Origin of the sequence: Sulfurovum indicum (assembly GCF_014931715.1) — a bacterium.
In the GTDB taxonomy this organism is placed as follows: domain Bacteria; phylum Campylobacterota; class Campylobacteria; order Campylobacterales; family Sulfurovaceae; genus Sulfurovum; species Sulfurovum indicum.
The window spans coordinates 2,024,356-2,048,242 of sequence record NZ_CP063164.1 but is presented as its reverse complement, the minus strand read 5'-3'; the positions used below and the strand labels follow the sequence as shown (position 1 = coordinate 2,048,242).

General features: G+C 44.3%; 22 protein-coding genes. 7 read left to right on the top strand and 15 right to left on the bottom strand.

The genetic code is table 11. The features are described from left to right. Window positions 1-4: 4 nt before the first annotated feature. A complete protein-coding gene (fusA, locus tag IMZ28_RS10130) occupies window positions 5-2,095 on the top strand; it encodes an elongation factor G (protein ID WP_197548481.1) in 2,091 nt (696 codons plus the stop codon). Between the two features lie 202 nt (window positions 2,096-2,297). Continuing rightward, window positions 2,298-2,663, top strand: a complete 366-nt coding sequence (locus tag IMZ28_RS10125) for a hypothetical protein (RefSeq protein WP_197548480.1) — start codon at window positions 2,298-2,300, stop codon at window positions 2,661-2,663. Here the strand turns inward: IMZ28_RS10125 and IMZ28_RS10120 are convergent. The 9 genes from IMZ28_RS10120 to IMZ28_RS10080 all read right to left on the bottom strand — a co-directional run bounded on the left by IMZ28_RS10120 (window position 2,653) and on the right by IMZ28_RS10080 (window position 12,617). Next, window positions 2,653-2,895, bottom strand: coding sequence for a hypothetical protein (locus IMZ28_RS10120; protein ID WP_197548479.1), 243 nt, complete (start codon window positions 2,893-2,895; stop codon window positions 2,653-2,655). The genes IMZ28_RS10125 and IMZ28_RS10120 overlap by 11 nt on opposite strands. Window positions 2,896-2,973: 78 nt before the next feature. Further along, window positions 2,974-3,351, bottom strand: coding sequence for a preQ(1) synthase (gene queF / locus IMZ28_RS10115; protein WP_197548478.1), 378 nt, complete (start codon window positions 3,349-3,351; stop codon window positions 2,974-2,976). Between the two features lie 9 nt (window positions 3,352-3,360). Beyond that, window positions 3,361-4,788: an EAL domain-containing protein gene (locus IMZ28_RS10110; protein ID WP_197548477.1), complete on the bottom strand. Its 1,428-nt coding sequence runs from the start codon at window positions 4,786-4,788 to the stop codon at window positions 3,361-3,363. Then, a complete protein-coding gene (gyrB, locus tag IMZ28_RS10105; protein WP_197548476.1) occupies window positions 4,788-7,103 on the bottom strand; it encodes a DNA topoisomerase (ATP-hydrolyzing) subunit B in 2,316 nt (771 codons plus the stop codon). The genes IMZ28_RS10110 and gyrB overlap by 1 nt, the downstream gene beginning before the upstream one ends. Window positions 7,104-7,412: 309 nt before the next feature. Then, window positions 7,413-8,426 (bottom strand): tRNA (adenosine(37)-N6)-threonylcarbamoyltransferase complex transferase subunit TsaD, encoded by a 1,014-nt coding sequence (tsaD, locus tag IMZ28_RS10100; RefSeq protein WP_197548475.1) that lies wholly within the window; start codon window positions 8,424-8,426, stop codon window positions 7,413-7,415. A gap of 121 nt (window positions 8,427-8,547) precedes the next feature. Continuing rightward, window positions 8,548-9,081, bottom strand: a complete 534-nt coding sequence (locus IMZ28_RS10095; protein WP_197548474.1) for an RBBP9/YdeN family alpha/beta hydrolase — start codon at window positions 9,079-9,081, stop codon at window positions 8,548-8,550. Between the two features lie 138 nt (window positions 9,082-9,219). Then, window positions 9,220-10,293 carry a 1-deoxy-D-xylulose-5-phosphate reductoisomerase gene (dxr, locus tag IMZ28_RS10090; protein WP_197549853.1) on the bottom strand — a complete coding sequence of 358 codons (1,074 nt, stop codon included), beginning with the start codon at window positions 10,291-10,293 and terminating at the stop codon, window positions 9,220-9,222. A 148-nt stretch (window positions 10,294-10,441) separates the two neighbouring features. Then, window positions 10,442-11,200, bottom strand: coding sequence for a phosphatidate cytidylyltransferase (locus tag IMZ28_RS10085; RefSeq protein ID WP_197548473.1), 759 nt, complete (start codon window positions 11,198-11,200; stop codon window positions 10,442-10,444). Between the two features lie 55 nt (window positions 11,201-11,255). After that, complete coding sequence (locus IMZ28_RS10080) at window positions 11,256-12,617, bottom strand: NFACT RNA binding domain-containing protein (RefSeq protein ID WP_197548472.1); 1,362 nt, start codon at window positions 12,615-12,617, stop codon at window positions 11,256-11,258. Window positions 12,618-12,821: 204 nt separating this feature from the next. Here IMZ28_RS10080 and IMZ28_RS10075 point away from each other — a divergent pair, with 204 nt between their 5' ends. Then, window positions 12,822-14,102 (top strand): 3-isopropylmalate dehydratase large subunit, encoded by a 1,281-nt coding sequence (locus IMZ28_RS10075; RefSeq protein WP_197548471.1) that lies wholly within the window; start codon window positions 12,822-12,824, stop codon window positions 14,100-14,102. Window positions 14,103-14,332: 230 nt separating this feature from the next. On the opposite strand, the gene IMZ28_RS10070 is transcribed toward IMZ28_RS10075, so the two are convergent. From IMZ28_RS10070 to rpsU, 6 genes are all read right to left on the bottom strand, one after another. After that, a complete protein-coding gene (locus tag IMZ28_RS10070) occupies window positions 14,333-15,061 on the bottom strand; it encodes a succinate dehydrogenase/fumarate reductase iron-sulfur subunit (protein ID WP_197548470.1) in 729 nt (242 codons plus the stop codon). Continuing rightward, on the bottom strand, window positions 15,058-16,698 hold the full coding sequence (locus IMZ28_RS10065) for an FAD-dependent oxidoreductase (RefSeq protein WP_197548469.1): 1,641 nt from the start codon (window positions 16,696-16,698) through the stop codon (window positions 15,058-15,060). Before IMZ28_RS10065 ends, IMZ28_RS10070 begins: the two co-directional genes overlap by 4 nt. A 109-nt stretch (window positions 16,699-16,807) precedes the next feature. Then, complete coding sequence (locus tag IMZ28_RS10060) at window positions 16,808-17,752, bottom strand: D-2-hydroxyacid dehydrogenase (RefSeq protein ID WP_197548468.1); 945 nt, start codon at window positions 17,750-17,752, stop codon at window positions 16,808-16,810. A 2-nt stretch (window positions 17,753-17,754) separates the two neighbouring features. Then, window positions 17,755-18,123, bottom strand: a complete 369-nt coding sequence (locus IMZ28_RS10055) for a secondary thiamine-phosphate synthase enzyme YjbQ (RefSeq protein WP_197548467.1) — start codon at window positions 18,121-18,123, stop codon at window positions 17,755-17,757. A gap of 37 nt (window positions 18,124-18,160) precedes the next feature. Further along, window positions 18,161-19,327: a formate-dependent phosphoribosylglycinamide formyltransferase gene (gene purT / locus IMZ28_RS10050; RefSeq protein WP_197548466.1), complete on the bottom strand. Its 1,167-nt coding sequence runs from the start codon at window positions 19,325-19,327 to the stop codon at window positions 18,161-18,163. 170 nt (window positions 19,328-19,497) lie between these two features. After that, complete coding sequence (rpsU, locus tag IMZ28_RS10045) at window positions 19,498-19,710, bottom strand: 30S ribosomal protein S21 (protein ID WP_197548465.1); 213 nt, start codon at window positions 19,708-19,710, stop codon at window positions 19,498-19,500. Window positions 19,711-19,897: 187 nt separating this feature from the next. On the opposite strand from rpsU, the gene IMZ28_RS10040 reads away from it, so the two are divergent. From IMZ28_RS10040 to IMZ28_RS10025, 4 genes are all read left to right on the top strand, one after another. Then, window positions 19,898-21,313, top strand: a complete 1,416-nt coding sequence (locus IMZ28_RS10040) for an NAD(P)H-hydrate dehydratase (protein WP_197548464.1) — start codon at window positions 19,898-19,900, stop codon at window positions 21,311-21,313. 99 nt (window positions 21,314-21,412) lie between these two features. Next, entirely contained in the window at window positions 21,413-21,967 is a 555-nt protein-coding gene (gene purN, locus IMZ28_RS10035) for a phosphoribosylglycinamide formyltransferase (protein WP_197548463.1), read from the top strand. A gap of 156 nt (window positions 21,968-22,123) precedes the next feature. After that, the gene (locus IMZ28_RS10030) at window positions 22,124-22,480 is read left to right on the top strand and encodes a hypothetical protein (RefSeq protein WP_197548462.1); all 357 of its coding nucleotides are present in this window, start codon (window positions 22,124-22,126) and stop codon (window positions 22,478-22,480) included. Window positions 22,481-22,520: 40 nt separating this feature from the next. Further along, window positions 22,521-23,846 carry an MATE family efflux transporter gene (locus IMZ28_RS10025; RefSeq protein WP_197548461.1) on the top strand — a complete coding sequence of 442 codons (1,326 nt, stop codon included), beginning with the start codon at window positions 22,521-22,523 and terminating at the stop codon, window positions 23,844-23,846. Window positions 23,847-23,887: the final 41 nt, after the last annotated feature.

Here is a 23,887-nt window from a genome sequence, read left to right as displayed (position 1 = left end):
AAGTATGCCTAGAAGTCATAAACTTGAAGATGTAAGAAACATTGGTATTGCTGCACACATCGATGCAGGGAAAACGACAACAACAGAAAGAATTCTTTTCTATACAGGTGTTGAGCATAAGATTGGTGAGGTTCACGATGGTGCTGCAACCATGGACTGGATGGAGCAGGAGCAGGAGCGTGGTATTACCATTACTTCTGCGGCAACCACATGTGAGTGGAGAGGAAAGCAGATCAATATTATTGACACTCCGGGCCACGTTGACTTCACTATCGAAGTTGAGCGTTCAATGAGAGTACTTGACGGTGCGGTTTCTGTATTCTGTGCGGTTGGTGGGGTTCAGCCACAATCTGAAACAGTTTGGAGACAAAGAAACAGATATGGTGTACCATCTATCGTTTTCGTTAACAAAATGGACAGAACCGGTGCAGACTTCTACGAAGTTGAGAGACAGATTCGTGAAAGACTTAAAGGGAATCCGGTTCCTTTCCAGCTTCCTATCGGTGCAGAAGAGAACTTTGAAGGTGTAGTCGACCTTGTTAAAATGAAAGAGATCGTATGGGACGAAGATGCTGCAATGGGTTCAGCATACCATGAGCAGGATATCCGTGAAGAACTTCAAGAGATTGCTGAAGAGTACAGAGAGAAAATGATCGAAGAGATCTCTTCTGTTGACGGTAACGAAGAGCTTATGGAAAAATATATGGAAGGAGAAGAGCTTACCACTGAAGAGATCATGAAGGGTCTTAAAGATGCAACGATCAATATGCATATTGTTCCGATGACTTGTGGTACAGCATTCAAGAATAAAGGTGTACAGACACTGCTTGACGCAGTTGTCGACTACCTTCCTTCTCCTGTAGAAGCACCAGCGATCAAAGGTACATTGATGGATGATCCGGATACAGAAGTGACAGTAGAGTCTACCGATGACGGTGAATTCGCATCACTTGCATTTAAAATTATGACTGACCCGTTTGTTGGACAGTTGACATTTATCCGTGTTTACAGAGGTTCTTTGCAGTCAGGTTCTTATGTACTTAACTCTACCAAGGGTAAAAAAGAGCGTGTTGGTCGTATCATGAAAATGCATGCGATCAAAAGAGAAGAGGTTTCTGAGATCTATGCTGGTGAGATCGGTGCGGTTGTTGGTCTTAAGAATACAACGACTGGTGATACACTCTGTTCGGAAAAGGACAAAGTGGTACTTGAAAGAATGGATTTCCCGGATCCGGTTATCTCTGTTGCTGTTGAACCGAAAACAAAAGCTGACCAGGAAAAAATGGGTATCGCACTTGGTAAACTTGCTGCAGAAGATCCATCTTTCCGTGTATCTACAGACGAAGAGTCCGGTCAGACTATTATCTCCGGTATGGGTGAACTTCACCTCGAGATCATCGTCGACCGTATGAAAAGAGAATTCAAAGTTGAAGCAGAAGTTGGTGCTCCTCAGGTTGCTTACCGTGAAACGATCAGAAAACCGGTTCAAAAAGAGTACAAATATGCAAAACAGTCTGGTGGTCGTGGACAGTTCGGTCACGTTTATCTCAAGATCGAGCCGCTTGAGCCAGGTAGCGGATATGAGTTTGTTGATGAGATCAAAGGTGGGGTTATTCCAAAAGAATTCATCGGACCTGTTGATAAAGGTATCCAGGAAGCTATGCAAAGAGGTATTCAGGCAGGTTACCCTGTAGAGGATGTCAAAGTAACACTTTATGATGGTTCTTACCATGATGTTGACTCTTCTGAGATGGCATTTAAACTTGCAGGTTCTATGGGATTCCGTGAAGGTGCAAAAGAGGCTAACCCGGTTATCCTTGAGCCAATGATGAAAGTTGAAGTTGAAGTTCCTGAAGAGTTCATGGGAGATGTTATCGGTGATGTTGCCAAGCGTAGAGGTAATGTTACAGGTATGGATGACAGAGCAGGTAACAAGATCGTTAATGCATTTGTTCCACTCTCTGAAATGTTCGGTTACTCTACGGACCTTCGTTCTATGACACAAGGTCGTGCGACATATGCAATGGAATTTGATCACTATGAAGAAGTTCCGGCGAATGTAGCCAAAGAGATCATCGAAAAGAGAAATAGTTAATCTTTTCGTTGATTCGCATCCATCTTTGAAAGATGGATGCAGTCACTTACTACAGTAAGCTCCTTTACCCAAATATTCAAACCTGAATACAATCCAATAAAACTCTTAACTATTTCAAGAATTAAAAACCATTTGCAAAACAACAAATTGAAATCCAATACTTTTACACTATAATACTGCATTACAAGAATTAGGGAATAGTATGAAGGTTATTATCGATCTTATAGAAGATATCAGAGAATCAATCGCCAATGCAGAGGAGTATGAACTTATGGCAGGGCTCTTGAGGGAGGAAAAGACCGATCCTTCGAAGTTGATTTATGTAGGAGAAGCCTATCTTAATCTGTTTCGTTTAGATGATGAAAGTAGGCAGCTTGTATTTAAAATAGATGGAAGTAACAGGAGAGTGACAATTGGAGAGCTTATCCCGCAACTTCTGATACTGGATATGGATAAGATGATGTACGAGCTTAGAATAGATGTAAATACACAGTATAACGACATGGAGATTATTGGTTTTGGAAAGAATGAGGAGATGAAACGCTATCTCCTTTTTATCAGGATGTAGGCAGATGGCATGGTGTTTGTGCCAAAAGAACCCAGTTCATACTGATATGGTATTTTTTACAAAAGTAGGCTAGCGCTTCATAGGGGATCTTGTTGCGCCGTTTGATAACAGCAAAATATTGCGGTTCCAAACCTAATGCATAGGCGATATCCCTGTCTCGTATCCTGGGTTGTTGTGTCTGAAGCATAAGAACTTCACGTACACGATGCATGACATCGATAAAGGCTATCATAGTGCTCCTTTAAATGGAATAATCGTATGATAGCTTTATTTTGGATTTTGAGTTAAAATAATGTCATAATGTCATATTTTACATTTTTTCCGAATCAATCTCAATGACCGTATGTACATTTCCTCTAGGATTATAGTCTGCGATAAGTTTCATCGATCGTGGTTGCAGTTTTTTATAGAGTGTATCAAAGATCTCGTTCGCAGAGTTTTCATGAGATATGTAGCGGAACATGAACGAGTTAATGTAGAGCTTGAGTGCCTTGAGTTCTATAACGGTCTTATCCGGTACGTAAGAGAGTTTGATGGTTGCAAAGTCGGGGTAGCCTGAACGGGGGCACAGACACATAAATTCGGGAAGTTCGATATTGATGGTATAGTTCTTTTCATGTTTGTTCGGCCAGAAGTTCTCTTCGGCATTAATATCAAATTCGCGTATCTCTTTTTCACCATATTTCATAATAATCCTTTAGTTATAAGTTTTAATGAGTTCGTACTCTGTAACAGCTTTGGCAATGCCAAACCCCTGTAGGTAATCGATACCCATTTGGATAAGTTTCTTTTTTTGCTCCGGCTTATCAACCCATTTGGCTACTGTTATGATATTAAGCTCGTTAGCCATTTGAATAAGTGAATTGAGCATCGCATAAGTGTTCTTGTCTTCAAGTTTGGTGACATAGTCCCTGTCAAACTGTACAATGTCAAAATGGAAATGTTTCATATACTCCATAGAAGCATTGGAAGAGCCAAAGTTATCAATGGCAATACGTACCCCTTTTGCCCGGAATTGATCGAGAGTTTTAAGATAACCACTGAGATTATGGTGTGTTTTTCTCTCATAAAGTTCAATTATCAGGCGTTTAGGATCGACTTTGCTCTGATCAAGCTGGTGAAAGTATTCCCTCTGAAAGGTTTTATCTCTTAGTGAGAAAGGGGAGAGATTAAAGGAGAGCGAGATGGCATCGTCAACCAGCGGCAATAGTTTCAGTACATGTTGAAAGAGTGCCATATCATACTCTCTTCCCAGTCCGAGTCTGTTGATGATTGGAAGATAGGTTCTGGGAAGGATTTCTCCCCTGTCAGCAGATCTCAGTTTTACTGAGATCTCATAAATATCAATCTCTTCTGTTTTGGTATTAAGCAAAGGTCTAAAAGAGAGAACAAGGTCCTTTTTTTTCAATGCAAAGAGAATCGATTCTTCTATTTCTGATAGTTCTCTGGAGTCCTTGATAGTACTCTCAAGCCTAGTTGTATCGCTGTTTTTGGACTGGATAGCTATAAGGTCTTTAAGGTGTAGCAGATCTTTTTCCAAATCATCAGCGGTATTGGTAATGGCGGCAAAGGCATAATCAACTTCAATCTGATCAATGAGGTGGTTTTTTTCAATGAATGTCTTAAATATCTTCTCTATATCTCTGCCGTTCTGATCGATAGCGATAAGGAACTCTGCCCCGTAACGTCTTGCGATAAGTGCTTTGGAGAGGCCTTCTGTTTGCAGTGTATCGTTAAGCTTGTGTGTAAAGGTATAGAGTAAGTCATTGACCTCTTCTGTACTGTAGTTTTCATTGATGGTAGAGAGGTTTTTGATGATCAGCATAACCAGTGTTTTGGGTTGATAGCTTTTTAGTTTTTCGACAAAAGCTCTTTCATTGAAGCCCTGTGTAGTCTGATCTAGCAGACTCTCTTTGACACTAAGCTCCATTAGAAAATAGATAAAATACACAGTAATAAAAAGCAGGCTTCCAAAAAGAACTATTATTTCAATACCTAAAGAAACGTGTTTTTCTCTAAAAAGGGTACTGTAAAAAACAAGGGAGATAAGAAGAAGAAGAGGGATGCCTGCACGCAGTGCAAGTTTAAATCGGCGTTCCCGCTCTTCAAGTTCAGAAAGAAGCATTAGACATCCAGGTGTTTTACATCTTTTGCATGGCTTTCGATGTAGTTTCTTCTTGGTTCTACCTCATCACCCATAAAGAGAGTAAAGGTTTCACTTGCCTCTTCTATGTCGTGGATTCTTACTTGAAGCAGACGTCTGTTCTCCGGGGTCATAGTTGTCTCCCAGAGCTGTTCAGGGTTCATCTCCCCCAGACCTTTGTATCGCTGGATATAAGCACCCTTTTTGGCACTGGCTTCTACTTCTTCAAAGAGAGCAAGCAGATCTTTATCTTTAAATTCATCAGTAATATGCTCTTTGATCTTCTGGTAGATATGGATCGCCTCGTTGTAATGGGGGTTGGTAAAGAGAACATCATCAACGATCAACTCTTCAAGTCCGTCCTTGGTCTGTACGAAGTAGTGCAGCTTCTCTTCGGTAATGGTCTTGTTAAGAATATTGTATCCGAGATCAGAAATGTACTTCTCAAGTGTTCCTGCCAGTGTCTTGTTGTCGGTACCTACAACATCGGGATGTTCGATCATATAACGGAGTACCTCAAGGAGGGCAAAGCGTTTTTCGATCTCTTTGAGGGTCATTTTGTAATAGGCAACCAGCTTGAAGAGGTCAATGAGGTCATTTTGACCCATAGTTTCGCTTTCTATAGCTGAAATACCGTTCTCTATAAGGAAGTCGTTGAGTGCTTTGTCATCTTTGAGATAGGTTTCATTTTTCCCTTTTTTGTAACGGTAAAGCGGCGGCTGTGCCAGGTACAGATACCCTTTTTCTATAATTGGCTGAAGGAACCTGAAGAAGAAAGTCATTAAAAGGGTTTGGATATGTGAACCGTCGACATCGGCATCGGTCATGATAATGATCTTGTGGTAACGGAGTTTCTCTTCATCGAACTCATCACCGATCCCGCATCCGAGTGCAGTAATCATGTTCTTGATCTCATCAGATTTGAGTATCTTCTCAAGTCTTGCTTTCTCGACATTGAGGATCTTCCCCTTCAGCGGTAAAATAGCCTGAAAAACTCTGTCCCGTCCCTGTTTTGCAGAACCGCCTGCTGAGTCACCTTCGACTAGATAGATCTCCGAGATCTCCGGATCCTTGCTCTGGCAATCAGCCAGTTTCCCAGGGAGTGTTCCCACACTCATGGAGTCTTTACGCTTGACAAGGTCCTTGGCTCTTTTTGCCGCGTCACGTCCACGTGCCGCCAGAAGTACCTGTGCCATGATGGCTTTGGCTTCAATAGGATTCTCTTCAAGATATTTATTGAACTGTTCGGTAAAGAATTTCTGTACCAACGGACGGACATAGCTTGATCCAAGTTTCCCTTTGGTCTGTCCTTCGAACTGTGGTTCCGGGACACGTACGGAAACAATGGCGATAAGCCCCTCTTTACAGTCATCCCCGGTGATCTTTACCCCTTTCTCTTTGGCAGAAGCATTTTTTGAGATATAAGAGGAGAGTGAACGGGTCAAGCCTGCTCTGAAGCCTGCTTCATGGGTACCTCCGTCAGGGGTTTTGATGTTGTTTACAAACGAGAGTGATTTTTCAGAGTCCGCATCGCAGTACATCAGGGCAATATCGATCTCTATATCATCCATTTTTCCCTGAAAGAACTGGGCAGTGGAGAGTGGCGGCTTGGTATTCATATCTTCAACGAACTGTTTGATCCCGCCTTCAAAATGGTACTTCTCTTTGGTGCCGTCACGTTCATCTTTGAATTCGATGGTGATACGGGGATTGAGGTAACAGAGTTCCCTGAAGCGTTTCATCAGGATCTCTTTCTGGAAGGTAACACCTTCCGTAAAGATCGTTTCATCCGGCCAGAACTCTATCTTGGTACCTTTTTTGCGTGTAGTTCCGGTAGTTTTAAGTATATCTTGCGGAATCCCTTTTTGAAAGGATTGTTCATGGATCTCACCATCTTTGAATATGGTCAGGTGCAGGTTTTTGGAGAGAGCGTTGACAACAGAGACCCCAACTCCATGCAGACCGCCTGAAACCTTGTATGTATCTTTATCAAACTTTCCCCCGGCATGAAGTACGGTAAGTACAACCGTTGCAGCAGAGATCTTCTCTGTCGGGTGTTCAGTGACAGGAATACCACGACCGTTATCTTCAATGATCGCAGAACCTTCTTTTGTCAAAGTGACCTTGATGGTGTCACAGTAGCCAGCCATAGCTTCATCGATAGAGTTGTCCACTACTTCATAGACCAGGTGGTGAAGTCCTTTTGTAGAGGTGTCACCAATGTACATTCCCGGTCTTTTCCGTACCGCTTCCAGACCTTTAAGGACCTTAATATTACTTGCGCCGTATTCTGCCATATTGAGACTCCGTTTCTGGGGGTTAAATTATATATATTTTATCGAAATAAACTTACAGAAAGTGTGATATAGTGGGCATTTGGCGGTTTTTTGGGAGAATGCTGCATTGTAGGGTATTGTCTCCTGAGAGGATCGGTGCGGTGATAGGAAAAATGTTTGTTTCGGCTTTGTATTGAACGGTGCTGAGAGATACAGTACTCTACATGGTATGTTGATATAATTTTGTTAAAAAAGTTAACAAACAAGTCTGTTTTGCCTGTGGGTACTCTGCAACAATAAAGATATAAGGGCAGCTACAAGGAATCGTCTCTACAGCAATGTTCCTGCCTGCTGTTTTTTTGTACTGACAATATCTATGGCAGCAGTCTCAATGAACTGTTCCCTTTCATAGGCATCGATGGCGTATCTGCCTATCATGGCAGCATTATCAGAACAGTATTGCAGTGGAGCAACATGCAGGGTTTTGCCGAACTCTTTGCATAATATCTTATAGGCATTACGGATGTAGCGGTTGGCAGAGGCACCTCCGACGATGGCAAAATCTTTTATTGGTTCGGTTTTGAAGATCTTTTTGCTTTTTTGGAGAAGGTGGAGTTTGACTGCTTTCTGGAAGGAAGCGGCGAGGTCACATTTGTCCTGTCTGCTCATTGCGTCGGCTCCGCCAAGCTTTTCTATTTCGAGTCGTACAGCATTTTTGAGCCCTGAAAGTGAAAAAGCGATGAGTTTTGAATTTCGCAGCGGTACGGGTAGGTTAAAACGGTTCTCATCTCCCTCTTCTGCCAAGGATTCAATGATAGGCCCTCCGGGATACCCCAGCCCCATCATTTTGGCTGTCTTGTCAAAACTCTCTCCCACACTGTCATCCATAGAAGTGGCAAGGATTTCCATCTTTTCAAAACTTTCCACCCGAAGTACCATCGTATGCCCACCGGAGATCAGCAGGACCAAAAGCGGCAGCCTGGTTTCCTGTGCAATAAAGAGAGAGTAGATATGTCCTTTGAGATGATGTACAGGGATCAGAGGGATGTTCAGGAGAGTTGCCAGTGTTTTTGCCATAGCGATCCCTTCAAGCAGGGTAACTCCCAGTCCGGGCTGGTTGGTGACTGCAACTGCTTTGAGGCGGTCAAACCATGGTTTCGTCTCTTGAAGAATATTTGGAAGAGCTACTGCATGCAGTCTGGAAGCGAGTTCGGGTACTACTCCCCCGTAACAGGCGTGTTCTGTCTCCTGGGAGATCTTTTTGTGGTAGAGTACTTTTTTTGTGCTGATCTCGGTAACGGCAATTGAGCTGTCGTCGCAGCTGGACTCGATACTGAGAATCATGAAAATCTCCTTGGAAGATTTTTTAATGAGCCATGAGCAGTGAGTAATGCGTAATGCTGGTATGTATGGCTCCACAATGCTTTTGTTATTGGGGTGGATGGTGTGTTTGTTTTTCGGTTACTCATGGCTCATTCCTCATTACTAGTTTCTCTATCAGTTCCCACTTTCCATACCCGCTTTCGGCATTGATATGTCCGGCATTTTTGATGGTGGTCAGCGGGATGTTGTAGTATTTGGCAATGGTCTCTGCTTCTTCTGTATCAACCCATGGATCATTGTCAGAGATGATCATCTGTATTTCTTTGGCATACAGCTCTGTGGGCATTGGGGCGGGGAAGAAGGTTCTGATGGTCTGTTCCTCTGTTTGCAGACTGGGCGGTGCAACCATAAATAGACGCTCTATCGGTGTGACACCCTCTTCACAAAGCCAGAACCAGAGGGTATTTGCCAATGAGTGGCAGACAACCGTATCGGGCTTAAAATCTTCAAGGATCTCTTTAACCTGTCTGAGCCACCTGTTCTTGCTGGGAAAGTGGCAGTTGTCCAGCAGTGGAAAAGAGACTGTACCGTAGTTTTTGGCTACTTCAGCGGCAAGTTCCGCCTGCCAGTGTGGTGCATCGGAGCCTCCCCACCCATGTAAGATCAGGAGGCGCATAGCGGCTCCTGATCAGTGAATAGTGAATAGTGAATAGTGAATAGTGTTGGTATGCATTGCTTTGCAATGCTTTTATTGAAGGATAGAGGCTTTCTGTGGGGAAGCATACCTTCGTGCGTCACTCTTCGCGCATCACTCTTAACTAATATGCGTCGCATATGCTCTGACCTCCCTGTCAATCTCAATAATCTCTTTGATATTTGCCGGTTTGACATTTTCAAACTTTTTATAGGCATCCAGTACCAGGTCACTCATGCCAAAGAAAGAGCATTGCTCTTTTTGGAACTTCTCTATGGCGATCTCATTGGCAGCGTTGACCACGACACCTAAATGGGGATGGTGTAAAAGATGCTCTTTGATATTCCAGATCGGATAGCGTTCTGCAGTGATACGGAGGAACTCCAGTGCACCGATCTCTAAAAGGTTGACCGGGGAGAGAATCTCCTCTTCTACCTTCTCTCTAAGTGCAAAGGCAATGGGAAGTTTCATATCAACACCGGCAAAGTGGGCAGTGGTGGAGCCGTCTCGAAACTCTGTCAGAGCATGAATAATGGACTTTTTTTCAATGACTGCATCGATCTTTGATGTGCCAAAGAGCCATTTTGCTTCCAGGAGTTCAAAGAGTTTGTTTGTCATGGTGGCACTATCGATGGTGATCTTATTCCCCATTGACCAGTTAGGATGTTTAAGGGCATCAGCAAACGTGGCATCTTTCATTTTCTTGATCTTCCAGTCTCTGAAGGCACCACCGCTTGCCGTGATATAGAGTTTGGAAAAAGGACGTTCTCCCATGAGATACCAGAGTCCAAAATGCTCAGAGTCGATAGGGGTAATAAGCGAAATATCGATGAATTCACCTGCAACCACAAGAGATTCTTTGTTTGCAAGAGCAACTTTTTTGCCAAGTTCGGTAGCTTTGAGGGTGGGGGCCAATCCTGCGTAGCCTACCAGAGCATTGACTACGGTGGTGCTTTCAGATTCTTCAATGACAGAGAGTATTCCTTCTGTACCAATACGTACATCGGGGTGGTTGACTTTTTCCCTGTCGGATGCATTGGCAATCGCAACCATTTTGGGTTTATATAGACTGATCTGTTCATTGAGCAGGCGGATGTTGTTTCCTGCTATGAGCGCTTCGATCTCTATGTTGTAGCGTTGGGCGATAATGAGTGTGTTGACCCCGATCGAACCGGTGGAACCAAGAAGTACAATAGACATAGATTAATCCAAAACAAAACAGGTTGTGCCAGTCTGCTGCTGAAGCAAATCCGGTGTTAGCAGCTTTCTGAAAAGAAAACTGTCTAAACGGCAAGTTTTTTTCAAGAGACAAAAATGGGCTTCGCTCACTTTGGGTCCTTTATTATAAAAATGCTCTTAAAGCTATGACCATCATAGGTGCACCGAAGAGATAGCCGTCTATTCTGTCGAGAATACCACCATGCCCGGGAAGAAGGTCTCCGCTGTCCTTGACACCTGCTTCACGTTTGAGGTAGCTCTCGAAGAGGTCGCCAAATACTGAAGCAACGGATGTCAGCAGTGTAACTATAAAGGCGATCCACCCCGGGGCGACATAGAGGCCTACATAGGTACCGATGGCCGTGGCAATGATGACCCCGCCGATGACCCCTTCAAGTGTCTTGTTTGGTGATGTATCGGAAAACTTGGTCTTCCCGATAGCTTTTCCTGTAAAGAATGCCATTACATCTGTTAGAGCCACAGTGACAAGCAGCCAGAACATTGCCTGAATACCAAAGTCACTATAGAGGATAAGAAAGAAGAATATGCCGCTGACAGGGTAGAGAAAAGGGAGTATCAGTCGTTTGTCAAAATTATGGAAATAGGCGATTGAAGCTCCGAAAATGATAGCTACAAAGTAGAAAAGATCATCGGGATTGGGATAGAAATAGGCAAAAAACCAAAGCAGAACAGCCCAGAAATAGGCAGAAGGACCAACCAGCCTGAAGAGCTTCATCGCTTCATAAAAGGCAAAAACATAGATGATTCCCAAAAATGTCCACATTACAAAAAAACTGTCCATCCATCCGATGAAGCCAACCAGTGCGAGCAGTCCGATGCCCGTAAGCCAACGCTCCTGATGGTCTGTAAAAATTTTTATCATTTTCTATCCTTGATCATATTAGCAATGATTATACCACGATTTGCGTTAGAAGTGCCTATATGCGTATCTCAACTCCTTCTTTGGTAATACTGAGAGTCTGATATTTGTTATACTCCACATGAGACCCTTCCTGGATCTTGACAAATTTCCGTTTGGTGTAGTCTACCAGATAGTCCCCCGGGCTTTTTACTGAGAAGTCCACACAGAGTTTGGCAGCTGCTTCTATGACGGAATCAGGCAGATTTTGTTTATCTGTACGTATGATGACATGGGAGCCGGGAATGTCACGTGTATGCATCCAGATATCGTTGCTTTTGGCCTGGGAGAGCAGTTTCTGGTTCTCTGTACTGTTGCGTCCGACCATCACTTTGTAGTCGTCTATCCAGAAGAGTTCCCCCTCCTTTACCTTCTCTTTTTTACGTTGGGATTTGCCGCGTTTGGGAACGAGAAGTTCAAGCTCATAAGGTTCTTTTGCCTGTTCTATGGCATAGTAGATATTTTCATAGAAGGTTTTTTTGCTCTCAAGATTCTCTTTTTCGATGTGGATGTTCTTTGCTTTGTTCTTTGCGCGTTTGGAGAGGTTGAAAAAATAGTCACTCATCCGGTTGACCTTGATATGTTTTGGAAGCTTGATGGTGATCTCGCTGCCTTCAAAATCGTATGTTTTCAGTTTGGTATCATAGGGCTTTATCTGGTAGAGGTTCGCTAAAATGAGGTTGCCGTAATTCTGCCATGTCTGTGCTTCGGCTTCCAGTTGTGCCTGATCGGGCAGTTTACTGAGTTCGTTCCGGAGTTTTCTGATCTTCTTTTCTGTAGAGGAGAGCTTCTGTTTTTTCATCTCTTTGAGACGTTGTTGCTGAATCTGACGATATTTTTTTTCCAAAAGGGTATCAATATCTGAAGAAAGTGCTGAGCGCTGAATGCTGAGCATTGAGGCAGTAGTTTCACGAGCCGGAACAGGGAGCAGCTCTACACCTGGACGGATGATACGGAAAGAGCTCTCTGCATCAATATGGCGGAGAGCTTCAATAATGACCTCATTCTCATCGATCAAAATGGCATTGGTATTTTTGCCGGTGAACTCCAACTGCAGATAGATAATTTGGTTCTTGTAGGCACTTTTAGGAGCGACTTTGAAGCGGAGAATACGGTCATTTCCCCAAACGGCCACTTCAAGAAGTCTACCTGCGGAGAGCAGTGAGTGCAGCAGGGTATCAAAGGGAGCGTTGTAGCCCTGAAGCGGACGCTGGCTGGGTGCTTTATAGACAACGCTGTGTCCTCTGGTCATATTAAAAAAGTAGCTGTGCTGCTTGTCAAAGACGATCTCGACGGTATTGTCCTCTACGCGTCTGGCGCGGGAGATGAAAGAGAATTCTCCGAGACGTTTGGCAATGGCTTTTAATTCGTAAAGTTTCATGTTTTCCCTAAATGTTCTCGTCCTGTATACAGCGCGGGAATGCATAATTCAACTGCTAAAAAAGAAAACTCCAAAGCCTTTTCTTTCTGTAGGCATTCCTACGGAGACCGTGGAACGAGGGGTATACTTGTTGAATGAAATTCTAGCATAATTTTATTTCGCTATAATTCGCGTAATTAATGATTATATATACAAGGATATACAATGGGACAGACCATTACAGAAAAGATCTTCTCTGAACATGCAGGACGTGAAGTTTATGCGGGAGAGATTGTCAGAGTACCGATCGATATGACTATTGGTAACGATATTACTACGCCTATCTCTATTAAAGCATTTGAAGAGAGCGGGGCCAAGGAACTTGCCAATCCTGATGGTTTTGCAATCGTGATGGACCACTACATTCCGGCTAAAGACATCGCTTCTGCCAATCAGGCGAAGATCAGTAGAGAATTTGCCTATAAACATGATTTGAAGTACTTCTTTGATGAGAAAGATATGGGAATCGAGCATGCACTTCTTCCTGAAAAAGGGCTTGTAGTTCCCGGTGATGTGATTATAGGTGCAGACTCTCATACCTGTACACACGGAGCACTGGGAGCGTTTGCTACCGGAATGGGAAGTACAGACATCTCTTTCTCCATCATTACCGGAGGCAACTGGTTCAAAGTACCGGAGTCTATCAAGGTTAATCTTGTCGGCAAACCGGGCAATTGCATCTACGGGAAAGACATCATCCTTGAACTTATACGTATTCTGGGTGTGGATGGCGCACTTTACAAAGCGATAGAATTTACAGGGGAGGGTGTACAGTACCTTGGTATGTCGGACAGGTTCTCCATGTGTAACATGGCGATCGAAGCGGGAGCAAAAAGCGGTATCTTTGCCGTTGATGAGATTTGTCAGGCATATCTTGACGAAAGAGCGGAGGCGAACGGCGGACTAAGAAGCGAGCCGAAGATCCATTACTCTGACGAGGATGCAACCTATTGTCAGGAGATTACCATTGATATGGCGAATCTCTCTCCGGTGATCGCCTATCCGTTCTTGCCGTCTAACGGTAAACCGGTTGAGCAGGCGGTAGAAGATGATCTCAGGATCGATCAGGTTATGATCGGAAGCTGTACAAACGGACGTCTGGAAGACCTGCGTATTGCAGCTGAGATCGTTAAAGGCAAACGTGTGGCGAGACATACCCGTATGATCGTTACTCCTGCAACGCAGAAGATCTTAATGCAGGCGCAGCATGAAGGTCTTATTGATACACTTATCGAGGCAGGAGCTGTCGTCTCCAATCCTACCTGCGGCGCCTGCCTTGGCGGTTACATGGGGATTTTGGGAGATGGTGAGCGTTGTGTGGCAACAACCAATCGTAACTTTGTCGGCCGTATGGGGGCGAGAACTTCTGAAATCTATCTGGCAAACTCAGCTGTTGCTGCGGCAAGTGCTATTGCCGGAAAGATCGTCGACCCAAGAGATATTTAATTCTTCTTTTAACTTTGTTCCTGCTCTTTTGAGCGGGAGTGCATACTGAAACATATTTCAAAAACAGGCCTGCGATCTATTGTCAGACAAAAATGTAATGATAACTTTTTTCACAAGTGGTGAATGCATACATTGTACTTATATCAAGTTGAAGTATGCGTTACGTCCCAAAGAGACGTAATGAAAGGTGTCATCAGCTTAATACTTTCTGAATAGTAAGCTCTTTCCCTCTAGAATCCTGCATTGGGATCGAAGCCGAATCCACCGCCAAAATCAGGTGTTCCAAAACTTTGTGCAGCAAATGAGGGGTCAGAATGACCATACTGCAGTGAGGTACTTCTAAGCATTGTGATATCCATTTTTGGGTCGATATTTTTGGGGCAGACCGCTGTACACTCTCCGCACAGGGTACAGTCCCATACACCATTATTCTGAATATTGTCAATGATTGTTTTGGCATTGCCCTCACGTTTGTCTTCCGTGTATCGATAGGCACGTGTCAGGGCGAAAGGTCCTAAAAAATCAGGGTTGACAGCAAAGACAGGGCAGGCTGAATAGCAGGAGTCGCACAAGATACAGTCGGTCTGTTTCTCTGTGCGCTTTTCATCTTCATGTGACAGTGGGCTTTCCTGGAACTGCTGTAACCAGGTCGTACCTCTTCTGAGTGTCTCTTGTGCCTTGCTTTTGTCTACTTTGAGGTCACGCAGTACCGGGTGATACTGCAACGGCTCTATGATATCTCCAGGTTTAACCTTGTAGCTACAGGCAAGCTCTTCTCTGCCATTGACTCTTACTGCACAGGTACCACATACCGAAGCACGGCATCCAGCTGAGAAAGTGAGTGTTGCATCCTGTGTCTCCTTGATGTATACAAGAGCACTTAGAAGAGGGATCTCTCCGGCAGGAAGTGTGTAGCTTTGGTGGGTGTTTGTTTCGCTTCTCAGGATCTTTATGTTCATAGAGTACTCTCCCCTTCTTGATTATCTCTCTTCCACTGTAAAACAATATGTTTTTTAAAGTCTTCGTCTTCTTCTTCAAATCCGACTTTGTAGTGTGCCCCGCGGCTTTCGTCTCTGGCAATAGCGGCAGAGATGATGGCAGGTGCCAGAAGCAGAGTGTTTTGGAACTCCAGAAACTCTATGAGGTTTTGGTTATTGGTTTTGTTTTTGTCTGTGATCCCCATCTCTTTTTGTGCTATCTGCATTGAAATTACCTCTTCAAGTGCTTCCTGGAGTCGGGAGTTCTCACGGATGATCCCTACTTTTTTATAGAAGAGGCTCCCCAGCTTTTCTCTGTAACTGTAGAAGCTGATACTGCTTTTTTTGGAGAAAATAGAAGCTATCTCTCTGCGGTCTTTTTGAAGTTGTGTTTCATCTGCAGGTTTTGAACTGGCATAGATACTGTGTTTATAGGCATTTTCCCCTGCAAAGCGCCCAAATGCAGTGATCTCAAGCAGAGAATTTCCACCAAGACGGTTGGCTCCATGCACTTTGGCATTGGAGCACTCTCCTGCGGCAAAACATCCTTTGATACCATTTACCTCAAGAGCATAGTCAACATCAATTCCGCCCATGGAGTAGTGGGCTACTGGTTTGATGGGGATAAGCTCATGCGCAGGGTCTACATGTTCATGCAGTTTACATAGTTCCACCTCCTGGGGAAGCAGCTCGGTCAGTTTTTCTTCTCCCAAATGGCGTACATCCAAATAGACATGTTGCCCTGCCTGGATCTGTGAAAAGATGGCGCGTGCCACTTCATCACGCGGCTTGAGTTCATCGATGAACCGATCCCCTGCTTCATTGAGCAGGTATCCGCCCTCTCCCCGGGCACTCTCGCTGACAAGAATGCAGGAATGTTTGAGTGCAGTAGGATGGAACTGTATGAACTCCATATCGCTTACGGCACCGCCTGCACGAAGTACCGCAGCAGCACCATCGCCGCTGGCTCCGTACATATTGGTCGTAAAACCGTGATAGATGCCTGCGTATCCGCCTGTAGCAAGTATCACGGACTTGGCATCGATCTGTTTGACCTCTCCTGTACGGATATCAAGAAAAGTAGCGCCTTTTACTGTATCTTCAGGTACGATGAGATTAAGAAGAAAGTGTTCATCCAGGAAGTTGATTCCCTCTTTAAGACAGGTATCATACAGTGTATGCAGGATCTTCAGTCCGGTATAGTCCTGTGCATAACAGGCACGTTTTGCCGAAGCACCACCGAGTTGCCGCTGGGCAATTGTTTTTAGTGAAGCGTTAGGGTCTCTATCATTTTGCAGAGCTTCTTTATTGATACGACTAAACGGAACGCCCAGTTTTTCAAGCCACGCAATGGTTTTGGGAGCATCTGCGCACATATGGCGTACCATATCTTCATCGCAAAGACCTTTGGCGGATTTCACAGTATCCTGAACGTGCAGAGAGATATGATCTTCACCCATATTGCCAAGTGAGGCATTCATCCCTCCCTGTGCCATAGAAGTCTGGGAGTTGGTCGGGTACATTTTCCCGACGACAAGTACTGATGCTCCGGCTTCTTTGGCGGCAAGTGCAGCAGAGAGTCCGGCACCGCCGGACCCGATAATGAGTACGTCTATCATAGAGTTTCCTTTTGAAACAAAGTGTATTGTGATAGTGGATAGTTATAGAGGAAAACCAATGTATTTTTATTACTGTTACTCTTCACTATAGTTGATGACAGAAGCAGTTTCATCGTTTATTCTCCAAAAATGATTTGATGTTTGCAACAATACCCTCAAGCAGTCTTTTTCTCGCTTCAATGCTTGTCCATGCGATATGAGGGGTTATAAGCAGTCTCTCTTTATGCTCTATCTGATTGAGTCGGTTGTGTGGATCAAGAGGCTCTTTTTCCAGTACATCCAGTCCTGCATAGATCTCCCGTCTGTCAAGCTCATATGCAAGGTCAGTTTCATTAATGATCCCTCCTCGGCCAAGGTTGAGCAGGACAGCTTTCTTTTTGAGAAGAGGTAGATTGGTCTCATTTATCAGGGCATAGGTTTTCTCATTGAGCGGCGCATGTATGGATATGATATCACTGGTACTTAAAAGTACATCAAGAGGCTGGTTGATATATGGTTGGTCGAGATTGTCTCCGCTGGTAGAGTAGTAACTGATCTTTGCGCCAAAGGCTGTAGCTACTTTAGCGACCTCCTTGCCGATGGTCCCCATACCGATAATTCCCCATTTTTTCCCGGAAATCTCATGAAAAGGATGGCTGAGATCTGTAAAGAGACCCGACATACTCCAAAGACCTGTCTGTACAGCATCATTATAGTAATTGAGATGTTCTAGAAGATAGAAGAGCATGCCGAAGGTATGTTGTACGACAGACTGGGTAGAGTAGCCGGCAACATTTTTAACGGCGATCCCAAGTTTTTGGGCAGCATTGAGATCGACATTGTTCATCCCTGTTGCAGCGATACAGATCAATGCAAGTTTTGGTGACTTTTGCATCATCTCCTCAGTAAGTACGGCTTTGTTGCTGATTACGATATCCGCGTTTTGTATACGCTCAAGAGTTGCGTCAACCGTACTGTTCTTATAGGCTCTTACGTCACCGAACTTTTCAAGTACTGTAAGATCAAGGTCTTCTCCGAGTGTTAGCATATCGAGTATGACGATCTGTTTTCGCATCTCTAATCTCCTTGCAGTGTTATGATAATGGCTCTGCTTCCGGCATGATCCCTGTGTTCGAAAAGGTATATCCCCTGCCATGTACCTAAAGCAAGCTTACCATGAGTTATGGGAATTGTCAATGAAGTGCCCAGAAACATATTCTTCAAATGAGCAGGCATATCGTCACTTCCTTCGTAAGTATGGCGGAACTTCGGATAATCTTCAGGCACAAGGTCATTTAAAAAGGTTTCCGCATCGCTGCGTACGGTCGGGTCGATATTCTCGTTGATACAGAGTGAGGCACTGGTGTGCTGGAGAAAAAGATGTGCCAAACCGATGGAGATACCGCCTTTGATCTTCGCTTCGATCTGTTCTGTGATCAGGTGCATACCCCGGGAAAGGGGAGGGAGAGTCAGTGTGAACTGCTTAGTGGTCATCGATCTGTGAAATGATCTGTGTAGCACGTGTTTTAGCTGCTTCGACATCGTTGTCAAGTACAAGACTGACAGCCATACGACGGCCGATGTGTGATTCAGGTTTTCCAAAGACACGCACGAAACTGTTTGCCGTAAAGGCATCATCGGGGATATCAAGTACCGGTGTGCAGCTTTCATTCTTTGCTTTGTAAGCTCCACAGGCACCAGCACCGTAGAAGGTAAAGTCAAGCGGCAGTCCCAGGACAGCGCGTACATGCAGGGCAAATTCGCTCTGGCTTTGGGTTATGAGCGTAACCATCCCTGTATCATGCGGGCGCGGGCTCAGCTCTGAGAAATAGACTTCTTCTCCTTTGACAAAAAATTCGACACCGAAGATCCCGCGGCCGCCAAGTCCGTCTGTAACTGCTTTGGCGATATCCTGCGCTTTCTCAAGGGCAGCATTACTCATAGGCATTGGCTGCCAGGAGAGGATGAAGTCCCCGTCTTTTTGTATGTGACCAATGGGCTTACAAAAGACAGTACCTGTTTCGTTGCGCACAGTCAGGAGTGTGATCTCGTAATCAAAAGGAACGAACTCTTCGACAATGAGTTCAGATGCATCTCCGCGGGCCTCTTTTGCGATCTCCCATGATTTTTCAATATCATCGGGTGTTTTTGCAATGCTCTGCCCGTGTCCCGAAGAGCTCATTACAGGCTTGATGACACAAGGAAAGCCCATACGCTCTGCGGCAGCTTTGAGTCCTTCAAGGGTTGTGACAAATTCATACTTTGAGGTTTTAAGCCCAAGTGTTTCTGCAGCAAAGACACGGATATTCTTTCGGTTCATCGTCTTGTTGACTGCTTCGGCATTTGGAATGACATGAAAACCGCGTTTTTCTGCTTCAAAGAGTGCGGAGATCGAGATGGCTTCTACTTCGGGCAGGATGTAAGTCGGATGCTCCTTTTTGATCACTTCAAGAACGGCAGCTTCATCCTGCATATTGATCGTATAGCTTCTGTTTGAGACAAGATGGGCAGGGGCATTCTCATATTTGTCCACGGCGATCACTTCGATGCCGAGCCTTTGGGCTTCGATGGCAACCTCTTTACCCAGTTCTCCCGAACCAAGCAGCATGATCTTGATAGCATCTTTTTGTAAGGGGGCAGTAAATGTCATAGGGAAACCTTCGGTTTTGAATTTATAATTAACAAGAGTCGTTAATATACTGATGGGATATTCTATCAAAAAGTTGTCTAAGTTGTAATGAGTTTGGAAATGTTTTACAGGGTTTGTAGTAAAAAAGTGGTATCGAGTGACAGAGCTGACGCTCTGCCAAAGAACTGTTATTACAGTCTTGACTCGTATCTTCTGAGCATGAAAAGTTTCTTGAGGATCTTCTTGCGGGTAGCGATCTTCTCTTTCTTTCTCTTTTCAGTCTTTGTCTCGTAGTGCTGTCTAGCTCTTGCTTCAGTCACGATAAGGTTTCTGTCACACTGTCTTTTGAATTTTCTGTACGCATCATCAAAAGAGTCACGTGGAGTAAGTTTAATTCCTGGCATATCAAAGCACCCCCTTCCTTATCAAAATTTTTTGCCATGGGTCTGACCTCAGATAAGATGTCACAGAGTGACTGGTTATCCAAGTTCCTGATTTCCTATTTTGGCAAAAGCGATAAAATAGAAATGGATTATACCCAAACAATTTTAATTTGTGCTAAAATATGTAAGAAACAAAGGAGATATACAGATGCGGAAACTATTCAAGTCCTGTTATGCACTGGATCAAAAATGCTATGAACAATACGGGTTAAATGAAGATATTCTTATGGAGCATGCTGCAAGAGGAATGGCAGAGTATATCAAAGGCCGCTTTGAGGAAGGTGCGTCCGTACTGATTGTTTCCGGTCCCGGGAATAACGGTGCAGACGGTATTGTCCTAGCACGTCAGCTTTTTGGTGCTTATGAGGTCCATCTTTATATGCCGTTTGGTGTGAAATCGCCTATGGCAAGATTACAGCTTGAGCGCGTACAAAAGCTTGGCATATCACTTTGTGATGAGCCAAAAGAGGCTGATGTGATCGTCGATGCGCTTTTTGGTGCCGGTTTGAATCGCCGGCTTGATGAGGCAACGCAGCAGCTTCTTCACAGACTTAATGCCCTCAACGGCTTCAAGCTTGCATGTGATGTGCCTACAGGTGTGGGAAGTGACGGTAGATTGATGCCGTTTGCTTTTGACGCGGATGTGACCATAACGATGGGAGCGCTTAAAGAGAGCCTTTATCTTGATGAGAGTAAAGATATGGTCGGAGAGATCGTGTGTACCGATCTGGGGGTCAGTAGAGAGAGGTATGAAGACCAAAGTGATACATTTGTACTGGATGCCTCAGATCTTCAGCTGCCGATCCGGACTGCAGCATCAACTCATAAAGGAACATTTGGACATGCTGCTGTCTTCTGTGGGGAGAAAGAGGGGGCAGGCATTATAGCCGGGATGGCTGCCAGTCGTTTTGGTGCGGGTCTGACAACACTGATCGTACATGAAAAGGTCTCTCAACCGCCATTTTTAATGCATACAACGGTTGTGCCTTCATCGGCAACGGCACTGGCCATAGGTATGGGCCTTGGTGCACACTTTGACCAGGAGTTCCTGGACAAGTATGTCATTAAGAGCCATTTGCCGATCGTGCTTGATGCAGATGCCTTCTACTCAAAAGAGCTGCTTGGTATTCTGGAACAGAACGAACGTGAAGTGGTTATTACACCGCATCCTAAAGAGTTTTCTGTACTTTGGAGTCAAATAAACGGTGAGGAGATCAGTGTAGACGAGATACAGTGCAACCGTTTTGAAATGGTAAGAAAGTTCAATGCAAGGTATCCGCATGTAACACTGCTGCTTAAGGGGGCCAATATGCTCATTATGCAGGAAGAACGGCTCTATATCAATCCGCTTGGGACATCGGTACTAAGCAAAGGAGGCAGCGGTGATGTACTCTCGGGGCTGATTGCCGCACTGCTTGCACAGGGATATACCGGACTGGAAGCAGCTATACAAGGTTCACTCACACTTACTCTGGCAGCACAGAACTATAAAGGTGCTTCTTATGCAATACTCCCGACAGACCTGATCGATGCGATACAGTATCTTGAAATGTCACAGAAATAATCGTGTCGCAGGACAAAAACAACTATATTTTCATGAAGATTTAACTTCTGAGGTGATCGTATCTGCGGGAAACGTAGAATATTTTGCTACAATACCGCCATGAAGAAAATAGCCGTACTTTTCAGTGGTAAAGGCACAAACTTTGCCTATATTGTCAACACATTACATCAAAAAGAACTGGAGGTGGTTGTTGCCTTGACAAACAACCCCAATGCCGAAGGAAGAAAAATCGCAGTAGAAGCCGGGATACCTCTGGAGACCATCGATTCCAAAGGGTATGACAGTAGAGAGGCATTTGATGCTGAAGTGGTTAAGCGTTTACAGCACTATCAACCTGACTTGACAGTTTTAGCAGGATTTATGCGTATTTTGACACCTCTCTTTACAGAACAGCTTAAAGCGATCAATCTGCATCCGTCACTGCTCCCAAGGCACAAAGGACTTCATGCCATTCAGAAGAGTTATCATGATGCATATGCGACTGGAGGGGTAAGTGTACATTTTGTTACATCAGAGCTTGACGGGGGAGAGATTGTTTTGCAAAAAGAGATCTGTAAAACGGGTTTGGATCTGGAAAGTTATGAAAAAAAGATACGTACTATTGAAAAAGAAGCATTGGCTGAAGCGATCATGAAAGTTCTCGGATCGTCATAGGATACATATCGGCAGGACCTTTGTCTGAGATCACCTTCTTGATATGCTATAGAGTTACGGTTGTCTGCTTCTTCCCCCTCCCTAACAGATGATGCAGTAAAGATTCTCAAGGAGGTATTGTGCTGCAACTTTACAAAACCGTAAGAGAGATATAGTATGATTCCGGAAAATGAGAAAGGGAAAAATGGTATGCAGTACTACAGTGATGAGGAGAACGCCAGAGGTGCCTATTTTGTTTTTACAGCCCTGCAGATTTTAATGCTTTTGATCGTGTATAGTTTCGTCTATACTTCTTTATCAGCATTAAAACTGGCGATTGCCAGGTACCATTTGACTTTTATGGTATATATACCTGTACTTTTTGTAATGTTTGCCTATCCGGTTGTACTTTATAAAACACGCAGAATGTTCCGAAAGCAGAAGTATCTTCGAGCTATAGGCTGGATGCTTGGATGGGCGTCTCTGTTTATTGTTCTGCTCTATGCCTTTCTTTCTCAGTTAGTCGGAGTATAATTTTGAAGAATCCCATATTATCAACCCAAAAAGAGTCGCTTTGTTAAGATACTTTCCTTCCAAACACCAAAAAATTCTTAAGCTTTCCATTCCCGCTGCTGTCAATTCACTGCTTGATATGCTGCAGGTGATCACTGACCTGATCATGGTCGGACGGCTTTCTGCTTTTGCAGTGGCAGCAGTGGGCCTCGGCTTACAGTCTTTGATGTTCGTCTTTGCTGTGTTGACCGTCTTGCATGTAGGAACCTCGGCGCTGCTTTCACGTTTTGTAGGAGCACAGCGTTTCAAGCGTGCTTCCATAGGGCTCTCAACACTGCTTCGTTTTGCCTTTTTTCTGAGTATTCCCGCGATGGCAGCCTGGTATTTTCTGGCTTCGTCGATCTATGTCTGGTTTGGTACAGTCTCTGAAGTAGTGGTTCTCGGAGAGCATTATGTCCGGATGCTTACATGGATGATGCCGTTTGTTTTTATGAAGCTGGTTTTTGTTTCGGCACTCAATGCTGCAGGAGATACAAAGACACCGATGAAGGTGAAAATTGTCTCTATTGCTCTCAATGTCACCTTAAACTACCTCCTTATCTTTGGTTCGTTTGGTTTCCCTCAGCTGGGTGTTCTGGGGGCGGCTGTAGGTACGGTAATCGTCAATATGGTGGAGTTTGTGGTCTATCTGGTGCTTTATTTGCGCAGACATACCCCCTATCTCCCTGTTTGGTACTACTCCAAAAGGCTGTTGGGACGGGCATTGAAAGTGGGAATTCCTGCATCAGTTGAACGTGCTTTGACCTTTGGAAGCTTCATGCTCTTTACGGCAATTATCGCGCAGTACGGAACGGCAGAACTTGCAGGCTATCAGATAGGGTTGAGGGTGGAAGGACTTGCTTTTATGCCCGGTATCGGGTTTACCATTGCAGCGATGGCACTGATGGGACAGGGGTTAGGCGCAAAAGACCCTGAACGCGCCAGAGAGGATGTGCTTTTGGTATTGAAGTACACTACCGGCTTCATGTTCTTCCTCTCCTTTTTTATGATCTTCATACCCGAAAAGATCGTATGGTTCTTTACTGATGATGTCCGGACCATAGAGGAGGCAAGTCTCTATCTTCGTATTGTAGGAGTTTCGCAAATACCTTTGGCATTTAATTTTGTGCTTTCCGGAGCACTTAGAGGAGCAGGTGATACAAAGCGGACACTGAAGATAAATCTTGTTTCATTGTGGTTTGTGCGAATTGTACCTGCCTTTTTACTCTCATGGTATTTTCACACTATTCTACTGGTCTATCTTGCCATGATCTCTGATACTTTTGTAAAAGCAGTGTGGCTTTGGCGTACTTTCAGTAAAGGGAAGTGGCAGAAGATCACTATATGAGTTTTTGAGTTTTCAAATATTTCTACGATAATTGTCTAATC